Source organism: Klebsiella sp. BIGb0399 (genome assembly GCF_003752615.1).
GTDB classification, from domain to species: domain Bacteria; phylum Pseudomonadota; class Gammaproteobacteria; order Enterobacterales; family Enterobacteriaceae; genus Klebsiella; species Klebsiella lignicola.
In genome coordinates this window covers 146,351-162,126 of record NZ_RKHT01000005.1, presented here as the reverse complement: position 1 = coordinate 162,126, position 15,776 = coordinate 146,351, and the positions used below count along the sequence as shown (strand labels likewise).

The window sequence follows — 15,776 nt, the reverse complement described above, 5'->3', positions numbered from 1 at the left end:
ACAGTATAGGCTATTTTTGCTATCTACCGCTTTATTGGCCGCGCATATACGCTTATGGTCATCAGAAATCGCAACACAGGAGAGCACCATGAAACAGATTACAGGCGTCTACACCGCACCGGCCCAGCATTGGGTGGGGGATGGCTTCCCGGTCCGCTCGCTGTTCTCTTACCAGACTCATGGCGAACCGTTAAGCCCGTTCCTGCTGCTGGACTATGCTGGTCCGCACCACTTCCCGGCGGGAACTGGCAGACGTGGGGTTGGCGAACATCCGCACCGTGGGTTTGAAACCGTCACCATCGTCTATGCCGGTGAAGTTGAGCACCGTGACTCGACGGGTAAAGGTGGGGTCATTGGCCCGGGCGATGTGCAGTGGATGACCGCGGGTGCCGGCATTCTGCATGAAGAGTTTCATTCGGCGGAGTTTACCCGCACCGGCGGCGAACTGAAGATGATCCAGCTGTGGGTCAATCTGCCAGCCAAAGACAAAATGGCTCATCCGGGCTATCAGAGCATTACTGCGGATGTTATCCCTGACGTCGCCCTGCCGGACGGCGCGGGAAATATCCGGGTTATCGCCGGCAGCTATGGTGAAGTGTCTGGTCCTGCGCATACTTTCTCGCCGCTGAACGTCTGGGATATGCAGCTGAATCAGGGCCATGACATTACGCTCCGTCAGCCTGACGGCTGGAGCAGCGCATTAGTGGTCCTTGAAGGTGAGATTGCGGTCAACGGTGCCGAGCAGGCACGTGAAGGACAGCTGGTCGTATTGAGCCAGCAGGGAGAAGCGATTCATCTCCAGGCAACGACGAATGCCAAAGTGCTGCTGCTGGCCGGCGAGCCGTTACAGGAGCCCATTGTGGGTTACGGTCCGTTTGTGATGAATACCCGGCAGCAGATCGCCGAAGCCGTTAGCGATTTTAACAGCGGGCGCTTCGGCCAGATCTGACATCAGCACCTTACTGGCCTGCCAGCGTAGTGTTAAAGCATGGCAAACAGCTTGATTCTCTGCGTTAAAATCACTGCCCCGCCGGTTTTCGGTGGGGCAGTGTTCATTGCTTGACCGAACGGTAAAGAAAGAATAAATACTGCTTGACCGTTTTAGCGCAACTCCCTATAGTAGCGCCCCGTTGCCCACCCAAGGTGAGCAGCGAAACAATATGGTGAGGTGTCCGAGTGGCTGAAGGAGCACGCCTGGAAAGTGTGTATACGGCAACGTATCGGGGGTTCGAATCCCCCCCTCACCGCCATATTTTAAGAAGAGCTCGTACGCAGTCACGGGCTTTTTTTCGCATGTTGCACCAGTCATTCTGTCAGCATGGTGAGCGTTTCTCCCGGGGTCGGCATAAATGCCTCGCCCGGGCTACTAACACCAGTTGGACAGACTGTACGCCACGCCCGGGCTACCTTCGCTGTTGCACCAGTCATCCTGTCAGCACGGTGCGCGTTTCTCCCGGGGGTCGGCATAAATGCCTCGCCCGGGCTACCAACACCAGTTGGACAGACCGTATGCCTCGTCCGGGTGACCAGCAGCCCCAGCCCCGCGAAGCAAAAATCCGACAATCGCCGTTTTTTATCGTCAGCATATTACGTCATCGCTATTTACCCATTAAGCATGACCACTAATACTTAAAACAAAAACCCAGTCATTTACACCATCGTAACCATAAAAACATAAAGTTAATGCCATCCACACCGCCCGCAACGCCCCCTTTGCCGTGTAGATCGCATTCGTTGACAAATCTATACTTGCCGCCAAATTGACTGCCAAAGGCCTGAACATGACGTTCTCTTCTCCACAAACTAAACGCGGCGTTACCCCGGCAAAAGCCATGGTCGCCGCCATCAGCGGCTATGCAATGGACGGCTTTGATCTGCTGATCCTCGGCTTTATGTTACCGGCCATCAGCGTTTCACTCGCCCTCAGTACCTCGCAGGCCGGCTCCCTGGTGACCTGGACGCTGATCGGGGCGGTGCTGGGCGGGATTATCTTCGGCCACCTGAGCGATCGTCTCGGCCGTATTCGCGTCCTGACTTTCACCATTCTGATGTTCTCGGTCTTTACCGGCCTGTGCGCCGTCGCCCAGGGCTACTGGGATCTGCTGGCCTATCGCACGCTGGCGGGAATGGGGTTAGGCGGTGAATTCGGCATTGGCATGGCGCTGATCGCCGAAGTCTGGCCGGCACACAAACGCAACCGGGCGTCTGCCTGGGTGGGCATCGGCTGGCAATTGGGCGTTCTGCTGGCCGCCTTTATCACCCCGCTGCTGCTGGATATTATCGGCTGGCGCGGGATGTTCCTCGTCGGCCTGCTGCCGGCGCTGGTGTCATTTGCCATCCGCCGCGGCATGGGCGAACCGGAAGCGTTTACCAAAGATATCGATACCACCCAGCAGCTCTCATTCTCGTCGCGAATCAAAATGTTGTTCTCCGATCGCGCCACCTCGAAGGCCAGTCTCGGTATCTTTATTCTGTGCTCGGTACAGAATTTTGGTTACTACGGCCTGATGATCTGGATGCCGAGCTATCTGTCGTCGAACTTTGGTTTTTCGCTGACCAAATCGGGCGTTTGGACCGCCGTCACCGTGGTAGGGATGACCTTCGGCATCTGGTTGTTTGGCGTGCTGGCGGACCGTTTCGCACGCTGGAAAATCTTCCTGATTTATCAGGCCGGTGCGGTCGTGATGGTGATTATCTACGCCCAACTGCGTGACCCTACCGTTATGCTGTTTACCGGGGCGTTAATGGGTATGTTCGTCAACGGGATGATCGGCGGTTACGGCGCGCTGATCTCGGATACCTACCCGCTGCAGGTCCGCGCAACGGCGCAGAACGTCCTGTTTAACCTCGGTCGGGGCGTCGGTGGCTTTGGTCCTCTGGTGATCGGTCTGTTCGTCAGCCACTGGTCATTTACCGCCGCCATCACCCTGCTGGCCCTGCTGTACCTGCTGGATATTTTCGCCACTCTGTTCCTGTTGCCGAAAAGCCAGGGGAATGACGATGCGCTGGGCGCCATTGGCTAACCCACGATACTGAGCAAAAGATGGTTCACGCGGACCGCAAAATAACAAAGCCCGGGTTTGGACTGCCCCCGGGCTTTGCACACTAATTAGCCGCTAGTAGTAAGCTTTCAGCGTTCGCTGGCAGAGCATCGAACGGACGCAATCATCGGCGGTAAAGCGCACGACACCGATCATCTCGTCTTCCTCAAAACGTGCCAGCGCATCGACCAGGCCAGACTTCACACCAGACGGTAAATCACACTGGGTAATGTCGCCATTGACGATGACCGTGACGTTCTCCCCGAGGCGGGTCAAAAACATTTTCATTTGCGCAGCCGTCACGTTCTGGGCCTCGTCCAGAATCACCACGGCATTTTCAAATGTACGTCCGCGCATATAGGCGAACGGCGCGATTTCCACCTTGCCAATTTCCGGTCGCAGGCAGTACTGCATAAAGGAAGCGCCCAATCTCCTGACCAGAACGTCATAAACCGGACGGAAATAGGGAGCAAACTTCTCGGCGATATCTCCCGGTAAGAAGCCGAGGTCTTCGTCGGCCTGCAGAACGGGACGGGTAACAATAATCCTGTCCACATCTTTGTGAACCAGGGCTTCGGCTGCTTTCGCGGCGCTAATCCAGGTCTTACCGCACCCGGCTTCGCCCGTGGCAAAAATCAGCTGTTTATTGTCTATGGCATTCAAATAATGCGCCTGAGCATCATTGCGTGCTTCAATTGGGGAAGTATCACGGCTATCCCGCGCCATGCCAATTGCTTCTACGCCACTCATGTGCACCAGCGATGTGACCGATTCTTCTTCGCGTTGCTTATGACTGCGTGAATCGCGTCTCAGCACACGTTTTGCTTCACGACGAGCTTTGGTCACTGCTTTTTGTCTTCCCATGGATAGCACCTTGCGTTGTTGGTTTACATCACACGCGTCACCATCGACGCGACTATGCGCACAAACGATTGAGGTTTGGCTTCCTTTTAAGCCATTGCTTGCCTGTTGAATTGACGATGAGTCACGGCTACGCGCACCGCGTACCCTGTCAGGGTTCGGATGTTCTGTCGTGGTGGAAAGGGGTGAATTTACGGTGACGAAGTCGCTGCCGGAGGTTTTCCCTCCGCGCTGAAGAGTACGGTGTGTTGTTTTGCTTTGTCCGGTACGGGACCCTACCATTCGCGATCTCCATAGTGAAACGACATCACTGCCGGGAACTACCGCGTCTGTAATAATTACATCAAAAAACATCTAAGATGCAACTATTTTTTTACACAAACGCAACAGTAATTCCCCAAACAGCTGAAGAGAGTTTCCGTCATTTAGATTACAGAAAAATAACACAAGGCAGGAAATACAAAAAAAGAATGGAAAAACAGCAGAAAACGCCCTGCCCCTACGGGCAGAGCGATCAGGCTTCAAGCAGAGATTGCCCCAGGTAGTGCTGGCTGTCGATAACCCCCGGCAACACAAAGAAATAGCCGCCGCCAATTGGTTTGACATACTCCTCCAGCGCCTCGCCATTCAGACGTTTTTGCACCGTCAGGAACCCCTTCTCGAGGTCGTGCTGATAGCAGACAAACAACAATCCCATATCCAGCTGACCGGAGTTGGTCACCCCTAATGAATAGCTGTAGCCACGGCGCATCATCAGGCTCGACTGCGTTTGCGGCGTGCGCGGATTTGCCAGTCGAATATGGCTATCCAGGGCGATAGTATCGCCGTTCGGATCTTTACTGTAATCCGGTACATCGTGCTCGTGCTGCATCCCCAGCGGCGCGCCGCTGTGCTTGTCCCGGCCGAAAATGGTCTGCTGCTCCTTCAGCGGAGTACGATCCCAGAACTCCACATGGAACTGGATGATACGCGCCGCCTGATAGCTGCCGCCGGTGGCCCACGCGGGCTCACCCTGGCCGGCGGTGACCCACACCACTTCATCCATCAGCGCCTTATCGGTGCTGACCGGGTTTGCGGTGCCGTCCTTAAAGCCCAGCAGGTTTACCGGCGTCTCTTTGCCTTTACTCTGCGCGGCGCTACTGGAGATAAACCCTTCACGCTTCCAGCGCACGCTCAGCAGATCCGGGGCGTGCTTAATCACATCGCGCAGCGCGTGGATCACCGTATCCTGAGTATTGGCACAGATTTGCAGCAGCAGATCGCCATGACAGAGCGCGGCGTCCAGCGAATCGTTGGGGAAACGCGTCATCGGTTGCAGCTTTTTCGGCGCGTGGTTCGCCAGCCCATAACGCTGGTCAAACAGCGAATGGCCCAGCGACACGGTCACCGTCAGGTTGTCCGGCGAGATCCACGGTCCGAGGATCCCCGAGTCCATCGGCGGCAGACGCGGATTCGGCGTATCCGGCGCCGGGCCACCTTTGGTCAGAAAGGCAATGCGCTGGGTCAGCAGACGAAACAGCCGTTCAAGGTCTGCTTTATCGCTGGCCAGTACATCAAAGGCCACCAGCATCATCGAGGCCTGCTGCGGCGTCAGTACGCCCGCCTGGTGCTGCCCGTAAAAAGGCTGCACCTCGGCCCGCGCGTCAGGAGAGAGCACGCCCGGCGCGCTGCCGCCCTTCGCCGCGTGCGCCACCGGACAGCCGCCAGCAATGGCCAGCGCGCCACCCAGCGCGCCGATCCCTTTTAATAATTGACGACGTGAAGGTTCATCCACGTCGAATTGCTTCTGTTCTGCCATCGACTTAGTCCAGACCGAGGATCCCACGCAGCTGCGCCAGATCTTCCGCCAGAGTGGTGATCGGCCCTTTCAGCGCATTACGGTCCGCATCGGTCAGCTTGTCATAGGTTTCGAAGCCGTCTTTGGTGCGGTATTTGCTGAGAATGCCGTCAACTTTCTTGAAGTTAGCATCAATTTTCGCCAGCAGCGTACTGTTCTCTTTTTGCAGCTGCGGACGCAGCAGGTCAACAATCTTCTGCGCGCCGTCGATGTTGGCCTGGAAGTCCCACAGGTCAGTGTGGCTGTAGCGATCTTCTTCCCCGCTGATTTTGCTGGCCGCCACTTCTTCGATCAGGCCAGCCGCGCCGCCCACCACTTTAGACGGCGGGAACGCCAGCTCGCTGATGCGTTTTTGCAGCTCCAGCACGTCGTCGTTCAGCTGGGTGGCATACTGCTCCATCCCTTTGACGCTGTTGTCGCCAAACAGGGCTTTTTCCAGACGGTGGAAGCCGGTAAATTTCGGGTCTTCCGCCTTCTTCTCATAATCGTCTTCACGGGCATCAATGCTGCCGTCAAGGTCGGAGAACAGCTCGGCGATAGGCTCGATGCGCTCATAATGCTGACGCGTCGGCGCATACAGTGCTTTGGCTTTTTCGATATCGCCCGCTTTCACTGCATCGGTAAAGGCTTTGGTGCCGCTGACCAGCGCAGCGGTTTCGGCGGTGACATAGGCTTTATAGGCGGTGATCGCCTCGCCCAGGCTCAGGACCGCATCGGCTTTAGCCGCGTCTTTGGTGGCCTCGCCGGTAACAATCAGCTTGCCTTTCGGGTTTGTCAGCAGGCCGCAGGTCATGTCATATTCGCCCGGCTGCAGGTTCGCCGTCAGCTTTTGGGTGAAGCCCGGCGCAATATTCTCGCGCTCTTCCACCACCATCACGCCCTTGAGGATCTCCCACTCCAGCGCTTTCTGGCTGTGGTTCTGAATAATGAACTGTGTTTTACCCGCTTTCACGGTCACGTTCATTGGCTCACACTGTTTATCATTAACGGTGACTTTTACCTGCGGGATATCCGCAGCCTGAGCGTAAAAGGCAGAGCTGAACAACGCTGCGACGGCAAGCTGCAGCGCACTACGGCGAAAATGAATCATGATGATCATCCCTTTCGGTAAGTAGGTGTAACCCAATATCCTGCGGAGCTCTATTTTAGGGGAGCCGTGCGCGAGGTTGCTGTATTGCTACGCGGCGGCAGGGCAAACAGCACCAACGCCGGAATCAAATAGATAAAGTACACCGCCACTTCGCTGACGGTCGGCGTCTCCTGGTATCCGAAGATCCCTTCGAGCAGCGTCCCGAACAGGGTGTGCGTTGACAGCACGCCGCTCAGATCGAACGCGACGTCCTGGAAATGGTTCCACAGCCCGGCTTCATGGAAGGCGCGAATCGCCCCGGCAGCCAGACCCGCCGCCACCAGCAAAATAAACAGGCTGGTCCACTTGAAGAACGCGCCGAGATTAAGGCGAATGCCGCCCCAGTACAGCAGGAAACCAAGGACAATGGCGGTCGCCAGTCCGAGCATCGCGCCGATCGGCGGCCAGATCCCGACATCCTGCTGAAAGGCTGCCAGCAGGAAGAACACCGACTCCAGCCCTTCCCGCGCTACGGCGAAAAAGACCATCATGACCAGCGCCCAGCCGTGGTTATTGCCGCGCTGCAGCGCGTTATCCACCGCCTGTTCCAGCTGTTGCTTAACGTTGCGCGACACCTTGCGCATCCAGAACACCATCCAGGTCAGGATGCACACCGCCACCAGCGCGACGATGCCTTCGAACAGCTCCTGTTCACGCTGCGGAAATTCACCGGTGGTTTCGTTGATAAAGATGCCGAGGCCCAGACAGAGTGCTGCGGCGAGGATAACGCCGATCCACATCACGCCAATCCAGTTGCCGCGCTGGGTGCGTTTGAGATAGCTGGCAATCAGGCTGACAATCAGCGCTGCTTCCAGCCCTTCGCGTAACATAATGAGAAATGGGACAAACATGCCGACACCTTAAATGTGAATCGCCGTCAGTGGATGCAAAGATAGGTAAATATTTCTGATAGTGATTATCATTACAATAAGCAGAAACACAAGCGAAATGTAGAGCGAATGGTATCGAGTTGTAAATTAATCGCTACAAAATAATTACTTATGGGATTATTTGTCTGCGCCGACAACATACTCTCGTCACGGTGGATTTTTCCGCTTAGATATTTACCGGGCGTAACGGCTGTGGCTAAATAGCGGCCTTATTGACCTGCGAAATGAATAACATGACACAATTTTTGCACTTCCTGCTGGCGCTGGTGGTTATCCTTGGCCTTGCCTGGCTGGTCAGCTATGACCGACAAAAAATCCGCATCCGCTATATTATCCAGTTAATTATCATTGAAATTGCCCTGGCATTCTTTTTCCTCCACGCCGAAAGCGGCCTGTGGATAGTGAAAAATATCTCCAGCTTCTTCACCTCTTTACTCGGCTTTGCCGCCGAGGGCACCAACTTTGTATTTGGTGGCATGAGCGAAAAAGGCATGGCCTTTATTTTCCTCGGCGTGCTGTGTCCGATTGTCTTTATTTCTGCGCTGATCGGTATCCTCCAGCACTGGCGCATCCTGCCAATCTTTATTCGCCTGATTGGCACCCTGCTGTCGAAAGTTAACGGCATGGGGAAACTCGAATCCTTTAACGCCGTCAGCTCGCTGATCCTCGGGCAGTCCGAGAATTTCATCGCCTACAAAGGCGTGCTGGGCGACCTCTCCTCGCGCCGCTTGTTCACCATGGCCGCCACCGCGATGTCGACAGTGTCGCTTTCCATCGTCGGCGCGTATATGAGCATGCTCGATGCGAAATATGTGGTCGCCGCGCTGATCCTGAATATGTTCAGCACCTTTATTGTGCTGTCGATTATTAACCCGACGCGTCCGGGCAGCGAAGAAGAAATTAAGCTCGAGAAGCTGCACGAATCGCAAAGCTTCTTTGAAATGCTCGGGGAATATATTCTCGCCGGCTTCAAAGTGGCGATGATTATTCTGGCCATGCTGATTGGCTTTATTGCCATCATCAGCGCCATTAATGCCCTGTTTGCCACGCTGTTTGGTCTTAGCTTCCAGCAGATCCTCGGCTATGTCTTTTATCCGCTGGCCTGGCTTATCGGTATTCCGCTGAGCGATGCGCTGAACGCCGGCAGTATTATGGCAACCAAACTGGTGGCCAATGAGTTCGTGGCAATGATTGAGCTACAAAAAATTGCCGCCAGCATGACGCCGCGCGGGCTGGGGATCCTTTCGGTGTTCCTGGTCTCGTTCGCCAACTTCGCCTCCATTGGCATCATTGCCGGCGCCATTAAGGGGCTGAACGAGCAGCAAGGGAATATTGTTTCCCGCTTCGGCCTGCGTCTGGTGTACGGCGCTACCCTGGTGAGCCTGCTGTCCGCCAGCTTTGCCGGACTGGTGCTGTAAGTACCTGAACTATCCCGGCTAAGCGCAACGCCAGCCGGGATTTTCCCTCACAGCATCAGAAGTGAACGCAGACCGGCTGGTCGACCCGCATCACCGACTCCTGAGCAAAGCGTGATTTATAGAGGTTACGCAGCGCTTCAATCCCCTCTTCGCTCTTGCCGTCTTTACCGTGAATCAGCATCAGCGCTTTACTCTGCTCGCGGGCCACGCTGCCGTCATTGCCCAGCCACTGGCCACGGGCATCAAACACCGTTAAGCCGTCACGAAAGCGCGGCGTTACGTCCCGGTCAACAAACTGCTGCCACTCCTGGGCGGTAATATCTTTCCCCGCCGGACGACTTAAACCGAAATAGAGCGTGGTCTGCACCATGGCATTATCCGCCGGGCAGGCCGCGCTGGCCGGAACCGGTGCACTGTTCTTCGCCGGAGCCACACAGCCGCCAAGCAGCCCTGCTATCACCAGCACCATCGCACCCTGTCTGAACGTCATTTTGCTATCCTCATTGTTTTTTTGTGCCACGATATCAGCGTATTTTCAGCGAATTAGCAAGAGGAAGACGCCGCTCACACCCGGGCAGCAACAGGATCAAAAAAGCCCGCTGGACGCGGGCTTGAAGAGAAAGCGGGGTTTACTCTGCGACGGTACCTGCCGGCGGCGCGGAGTGATAATGCGCATCCGCTTCGGCAAAACGCTTCTGCATCGACGCCGAAGGAGCTTTATCCAACAGGCTGAAGAGGACAATCCCGAGGCTACCGAAGATAAAGCCAGGAATGATTTCGTACAGCCCCAGCCAGCCGAACTGTTTCCAGACAATCACGGTCAGCGCGCCGATCACCATCCCGGCCAGAGCGCCGTTACGCGTCATACGTGACCACATCACCGAGAACAGGACCACCGGACCAAATGCCGCCCCGAAGCCTGCCCACGCGTAGCTCACCAGACCCAGTACGCGGTTGTTCGGGTTCGCCGCCAGCGCGATGGCGATCAGCGCCACCACCAGCACCATGGTCCGTCCAACCCATACCAGCTCTTTCTGACCGGCGTTTTTACGCAGGAACGCTTTATACAGGTCTTCCGTAATCGCGCTGGAGCACACCAGCAGCTGGCAGCTCAGGGTCGACATCACCGCCGCCAGAATGGCTGACAGCAGGATCCCGGCAATCCACGGGTTAAACAGCAGCTGTGCCAGTTCAATGAACACGCGCTCGGAGTTCTGGTTGACCGCCCCTGCCAGCGCCGGGTTGTTGTTGAACCAGGCAATACCGAAGAAACCGACCGCAACCGCACCCGCCAGACACAGGATCATCCAGGTCATGCTGATACGACGTGCGTGGACGATACTGTGGTGGGAGTCCGCCGCCATAAAGCGCGCCAGAATATGCGGCTGGCCGAAATAGCCCAGGCCCCAGCCCATCAGCGAGATAATCGCCACAAAGTTCAGCCCTTTGAGCATATCGACGTTTTCAATGCTCTTCTGCTTAATCACTTCCAGCGAGGTGTCGAAACCGCCAACGGAAATAATCACCATCACCGGCGTCAGGATCAGCGCGAAAATCATCAGGCTGGCCTGCACGGTATCGGTCCAGCTCACCGCAAGGAAGCCACCGACAAAGGTATAAATAATGGTGGCGGCCGCACCGGCCCACAGCGCCGTTTCATAGCTCATACCGAAAGTGCTTTCGAACAGACGGGCACCAGCCACAATCCCGGAGGCACAATAGATGGTGAAGAACAGCAGAATAACCAGCGCGGAAATAATACGCAGCACCCGGCTTTTATCTTCAAAACGACCGGTGAAATAATCCGGTAAGGTCAGTGCGTTATTATTCACTTCGGTGTGAACACGCAGGCGACCGGCAACCAGCTTCCAGTTAATCCATGCGCCGAGGGTCAGGCCGATGGCAATCCAGCTTTCAGAAATACCGGAGAGAAATATCGCCCCTGGCAGACCCATCAGCAGCCAGCCGCTCATATCAGAAGCACCAGCAGACAGCGCGGTCACGAATGGACCAAGACTACGGCCACCGAGAATATAATCATCAAAGTTTTTCGTCGAACGCCAGGCAATAAAACCGATAAGTACCATGCCGCAAATATAAATAATAAAAGTCACCAACATGGGGGTGCTGATAGCCATGTAAAATCTCCAGTTTTTTTGTCGACAACGTCCTGCTTTGTCATTTTATTCCACTACCGGAACGGGGTAATGGCACATTGGTTGTATTGGGCGACCGTATCCTGACGGAAGCAACTGCATTTCACAAACGATTTAACACAGCATTTACACTAATTTTTATCGTGACCAAACTTCATTTCGCCATAGGTTGCACTCTCTCACATTTTTATTGGTTGCACCTGGTGAAACTGTTAACTCACGCATACAAATCCCCTATTGGACAAATGTTAATTTTTGGCAATGTACACCATTAGATTTAACAACCAGCCCATTTCTCGCCGTGCGACACAAATCACGATTAACAAGGTTGCACAAAGTTGCAACATGGTAGATATTTTCGCGTAACCGAAAAAAGAACAACGATTCATTACAGGAGTGATAAGCATGGGCACCACCACCATGGGTGTTAAGCTTGACGACGCGACGCGCGAACGCATTAAGTTTGCCGCAAGCCGTATTGACCGCACGCCGCACTGGCTGATTAAGCAGGCCATCTTCAATTACCTGGAAAAACTGGAAAACGACGAGACGCTGCCTGAGTTACCGGCGCTGCTCTCCGGTGCCGCCAATGAAAGCGACGAAGCCGGCAGCCCGGCGGATGAGCCTTATCAGCCGTTCCTGGAATTTGCCGAACAGATCCTGCCGCAGTCCGTTTCCCGGGCGTCGATCACCGCCGCGTATCGCTGGGCAGAAACCGACGCCGTACCGATGCTGTTAGAGCAGGCCCGTCTGCCACAGCCTCTGGGCGAGCAAGCACACAAGCTGGCGTACCAGCTGGCGGAAAAACTGCGTAATCAGAAAACGGCCAGCGGCCGCGCGGGGATGGTGCAAAGCCTGCTGCAGGAGTTCTCCCTCTCTTCACAGGAAGGGGTCGCGCTGATGTGTCTGGCGGAAGCGCTGCTGCGTATTCCGGATAAAGCCACCCGTGACGCCCTGATCCGCGACAAAATCAGCAACGGTAACTGGCAGTCGCATATCGGCCGCAGCCCGTCGCTGTTCGTCAACGCCGCCACCTGGGGTCTGCTGTTTACCGGCAAGCTGGTCTCGACCCACAATGAAACCAGCCTCTCGCGCTCGCTGAACCGGATTATCGGTAAAAGCGGCGAGCCGCTGATTCGCAAAGGCGTCGATATGGCGATGCGCCTGATGGGCGAGCAGTTCGTCACCGGCGAAACCATTGCCGAAGCGCTGGCCAACGCCCGCAAGCTGGAAGAGAAAGGATTCCGTTACTCCTACGACATGCTGGGTGAAGCGGCGCTCACCGCCGCCGATGCGCAGGCCTACATGGTCTCCTACCAGCAGGCGATCCACGCGATTGGCAAAGCCTCCAACGGACGGGGCATTTATGAAGGCCCGGGGATTTCCATCAAGCTTTCCGCACTGCATCCGCGCTACAGCCGCGCGCAGTACGACCGGGTGATGGACGAACTCTACCCGCGTCTGAAATCACTGACCCTGCTGGCCCGCCAGTACGATATCGGGATCAACATCGATGCCGAAGAAGCGGATCGTCTGGAGATCTCGCTCGATCTGCTGGAAAAACTGTGCTTTGAACCGGAACTGGCTGGCTGGAACGGCATCGGCTTCGTGATTCAGGCCTATCAGAAACGCTGCCCGTTTGTCATCGATTCGCTGATCGACCTCGCGACCCGCAGCCGCCGTCGCCTGATGATCCGTCTGGTGAAAGGGGCTTACTGGGACAGCGAAATCAAACGTGCGCAGATGGACGGCCTCGAAGGCTACCCGGTCTATACCCGCAAAGTGTATACCGACGTCTCCTACCTCGCCTGCGCCAAAAAGCTGCTGGCGGTCCCGAGCCTGATCTACCCGCAGTTCGCCACCCATAACGCCCATACCCTGGCGGCTATCTACCAACTGGCGGGACAAAACTACTACCCGGGTCAGTATGAGTTCCAGTGCCTGCACGGCATGGGCGAACCGCTGTATGAGCAGGTGGTTGGTAAAGTGGCCGACGGCAAACTGAACCGTCCGTGCCGCATTTATGCTCCGGTCGGCACCCACGAAACGCTGCTGGCGTACCTGGTGCGTCGTCTGCTGGAAAACGGCGCCAACACCTCCTTCGTCAACCGCATCGCCGACACCACCCTGCCGCTCGATGAGCTGGTTGCCGACCCGGTCAGCGCGGTGGAGAAACTGGCGCAGCAAGAGGGCCAGACCGGCCTGCCACACCCGAAAATCCCGCTGCCGCGCGATCTCTACGGCAAAGGCCGCATCAACTCCGCCGGGCTCGATCTGGCGAACGAACACCGCCTGGCCTCCCTCTCCTCTTCGCTGCTGAACAGCGCGCTGCACAAATGGCAGGCCCTGCCGGCGCTGGAACATCCGGTGATTGAAGGGGAACTGCAGCCCGTGGTGAACCCAGCCGAGCCGAAAGATATCGTCGGTCACGTGCGTGAAACCCGTCCGGAAGAGGTCGAGCTGGCGCTCACCAGCGCGGTCAATAACGCGCCGATCTGGTTTGCGACGCCGCCGCAGGAACGCGCCGCGATCCTCGAACGTGCCGCGATCCTGATGGAAGGCCAGACCCAGACGCTGATCGGCATTCTGGTGCGTGAAGCAGGTAAAACCTTCAGTAACGCCATCGCCGAAGTGCGCGAAGCGGTCGACTTCCTGCACTACTACGCCGGCCAGGTTCGTGATGATTTTGACAATGAAACCCACCGTCCGCTGGGCCCGGTGGTATGTATTAGCCCGTGGAACTTCCCGCTGGCCATTTTCACCGGCCAGATTGCTGCCGCTCTGGCAGCAGGTAACAGCGTGCTGGCCAAACCGGCCGAGCAGACGCCGCTGATTGCCGCTCAGGGCGTGGCGATCCTGCTGGAAGCCGGCGTGCCGCCGGGCGTCATTCAGCTGCTGCCGGGCCGCGGGGAAACCGTCGGCGCTGCACTGACCAGCGATGAGCGCGTGCGTGGCGTGATGTTTACCGGCTCCACCGAAGTCGCAACCCTGCTGCAGCGCAACATCGCCAGCCGCCTCGATGCTCAGGGCCGCCCGACGCCGCTGATTGCCGAAACCGGCGGGATGAACGCCATGATCGTCGACTCCTCCGCCCTGACCGAACAGGTGGTGGTCGATGTGCTGGCCTCGGCATTTGATAGCGCCGGACAGCGTTGCTCCGCCCTGCGTATCCTCTGCCTGCAAGAAGAGATAGCCGACCATACCCTGACCATGCTGCGCGGCGCGATGGGCGAGTGCCGGATGGGCAACCCGGGCCGTCTGACCACCGATATTGGCCCGGTGATTGATGCCGAAGCCAAAGAGAATATTGAACGTCATATTCAGACCCTGCGCGCCAAAGGGCGTACCGTCTTCCAGGCGGTGCGTGAAAACAGCGACGATGCGCAGGAGTGGCAAAGCGGGACCTTTATCCAGCCGACGCTGATCGAGCTGGACAGCTTTGATGAGCTGAAAAAAGAGGTCTTTGGCCCGGTGCTGCACGTGGTTCGCTACAACCGTAATGAACTGGATAAGCTGGTCGAGCAGATTAACGCCTCGAACTACGGTCTGACCCTCGGCGTACATACCCGTATCGACGAGACCATTGCCCAGGTCACCGGCAGTGCGAAAGTCGGCAACCTGTACGTCAACCGCAACATGGTTGGCGCGGTGGTTGGCGTCCAGCCGTTCGGTGGCGAAGGTCTGTCGGGAACCGGTCCGAAAGCCGGCGGCCCGCTGTATCTGTATCGTCTGCTCTCCAGCCGTCCGCAAAACGCGGTGGGGACCACCCTCGCCCGTCAGGATGCTGAACGTCCGCTGGATGCACAGCTGAAAACCCTGCTGGAAAAACCGCTGACCGCCCTGCAGCAGTGGGCAGCCGGTCGTCCGGAACTGCAGGCCCTGTGCCAGCAGTACAGCGAGCTGGCCCAGGCCGGGACCCAGCGCCTGCTGCCGGGTCCAACCGGCGAGCGCAACACCCTGACCTTTATTCCGCGCGACCGCGTGTTGTGCATCGCGGATAACGAGCAGGATGCGCTGATTCAGCTGGCGGCGGTCACCGCCGTGGGGTCTGAAATCCTGTGGCCGGATAGCGCCCTGCAGCGTGAGCTGGCGAAGAAGCTGCCGCGTGACGTCAGCGATCGCATCCATTTTGCCAAACCAGAGACGCTGACCACCCAGGCCTTCGACGCGGTGATCTACCACGGCGATTCCGACCAGCTGCGCGAGCTGTGCGAACAGGTGGCGGCGCGCGATGGCGCCATCATCTCGGTGCAGGGCTTTGCGCGCGGTGAAACCAACCTGCTGCTGGAACGCCTCTATATTGAACGCTCGCTGAGCGTCAATACCGCTGCGGCAGGTGGTAACGCCAGCCTGATGACGATTGGCTAAGCCCGTTTCCGCACCTGTCCGGGCGACGTAGCCCGGACAGCGCAGCGTCACCGGGGAAGCCCACGACAGCTAATGA

The 15,776-nt window shown here is 57.0% G+C and carries 10 protein-coding genes and 1 tRNA gene; 5 read left to right on the top strand and 6 right to left on the bottom strand.

Features of this window, described 5'->3' with window-relative positions:
• Positions 1–88 precede the first annotated feature (88 nt).
• The 3 genes from EDF82_RS01060 to EDF82_RS01050 all read left to right on the top strand — a co-directional run bounded on the left by EDF82_RS01060 (position 89) and on the right by EDF82_RS01050 (position 3,023).
• Positions 89–949, top strand: a complete 861-nt coding sequence (locus EDF82_RS01060; RefSeq protein WP_123753785.1) for a pirin family protein — start codon at positions 89–91, stop codon at positions 947–949.
• Positions 950–1,162: 213 nt separating this feature from the next.
• Positions 1,163–1,250: transfer RNA gene (locus tag EDF82_RS01055), tRNA-Ser, on the top strand.
• Between the two features lie 531 nt (positions 1,251–1,781).
• Positions 1,782–3,023, top strand: coding sequence for an MFS transporter (locus EDF82_RS01050; protein WP_123753784.1), 1,242 nt, complete (start codon positions 1,782–1,784; stop codon positions 3,021–3,023).
• Between the two features lie 93 nt (positions 3,024–3,116).
• On the opposite strand, the gene phoH is transcribed toward EDF82_RS01050, so the two are convergent.
• The 4 genes from phoH to efeU form a co-directional block, all read right to left on the bottom strand.
• Complete coding sequence (phoH, locus tag EDF82_RS01045) at positions 3,117–3,905, bottom strand: phosphate starvation-inducible protein PhoH (protein WP_174510337.1); 789 nt, start codon at positions 3,903–3,905, stop codon at positions 3,117–3,119.
• 511 nt (positions 3,906–4,416) lie between these two features.
• Positions 4,417–5,700 carry an iron uptake transporter deferrochelatase/peroxidase subunit gene (gene efeB, locus EDF82_RS01040; protein WP_123753782.1) on the bottom strand — a complete coding sequence of 428 codons (1,284 nt, stop codon included), beginning with the start codon at positions 5,698–5,700 and terminating at the stop codon, positions 4,417–4,419.
• 4 nt (positions 5,701–5,704) lie between these two features.
• A complete protein-coding gene (gene efeO, locus EDF82_RS01035; RefSeq protein WP_123755436.1) occupies positions 5,705–6,832 on the bottom strand; it encodes an iron uptake system protein EfeO in 1,128 nt (375 codons plus the stop codon).
• A 47-nt stretch (positions 6,833–6,879) separates the two neighbouring features.
• A complete protein-coding gene (gene efeU / locus EDF82_RS01030; RefSeq protein ID WP_123753781.1) occupies positions 6,880–7,719 on the bottom strand; it encodes an iron uptake transporter permease EfeU in 840 nt (279 codons plus the stop codon).
• Between the two features lie 272 nt (positions 7,720–7,991).
• Here efeU and EDF82_RS01025 point away from each other — a divergent pair, with 272 nt between their 5' ends.
• The gene (locus tag EDF82_RS01025; protein WP_123753780.1) at positions 7,992–9,176 is read left to right on the top strand and encodes a NupC/NupG family nucleoside CNT transporter; all 1,185 of its coding nucleotides are present in this window, start codon (positions 7,992–7,994) and stop codon (positions 9,174–9,176) included.
• Positions 9,177–9,231: 55 nt separating this feature from the next.
• Here the strand turns inward: EDF82_RS01025 and EDF82_RS01020 are convergent, their stop codons facing one another.
• Positions 9,232–9,666: a DUF3574 domain-containing protein gene (locus tag EDF82_RS01020; protein ID WP_123753779.1), complete on the bottom strand. Its 435-nt coding sequence runs from the start codon at positions 9,664–9,666 to the stop codon at positions 9,232–9,234.
• A gap of 139 nt (positions 9,667–9,805) precedes the next feature.
• Positions 9,806–11,314 carry a sodium/proline symporter PutP gene (gene putP / locus EDF82_RS01015; protein ID WP_123753778.1) on the bottom strand — a complete coding sequence of 503 codons (1,509 nt, stop codon included), beginning with the start codon at positions 11,312–11,314 and terminating at the stop codon, positions 9,806–9,808.
• 423 nt (positions 11,315–11,737) lie between these two features.
• Between putP and putA the strand changes: the two genes are divergently transcribed.
• On the top strand, positions 11,738–15,700 hold the full coding sequence (putA, locus tag EDF82_RS01010; protein WP_123753777.1) for a trifunctional transcriptional regulator/proline dehydrogenase/L-glutamate gamma-semialdehyde dehydrogenase: 3,963 nt from the start codon (positions 11,738–11,740) through the stop codon (positions 15,698–15,700).
• Positions 15,701–15,776 lie beyond the last annotated feature (76 nt).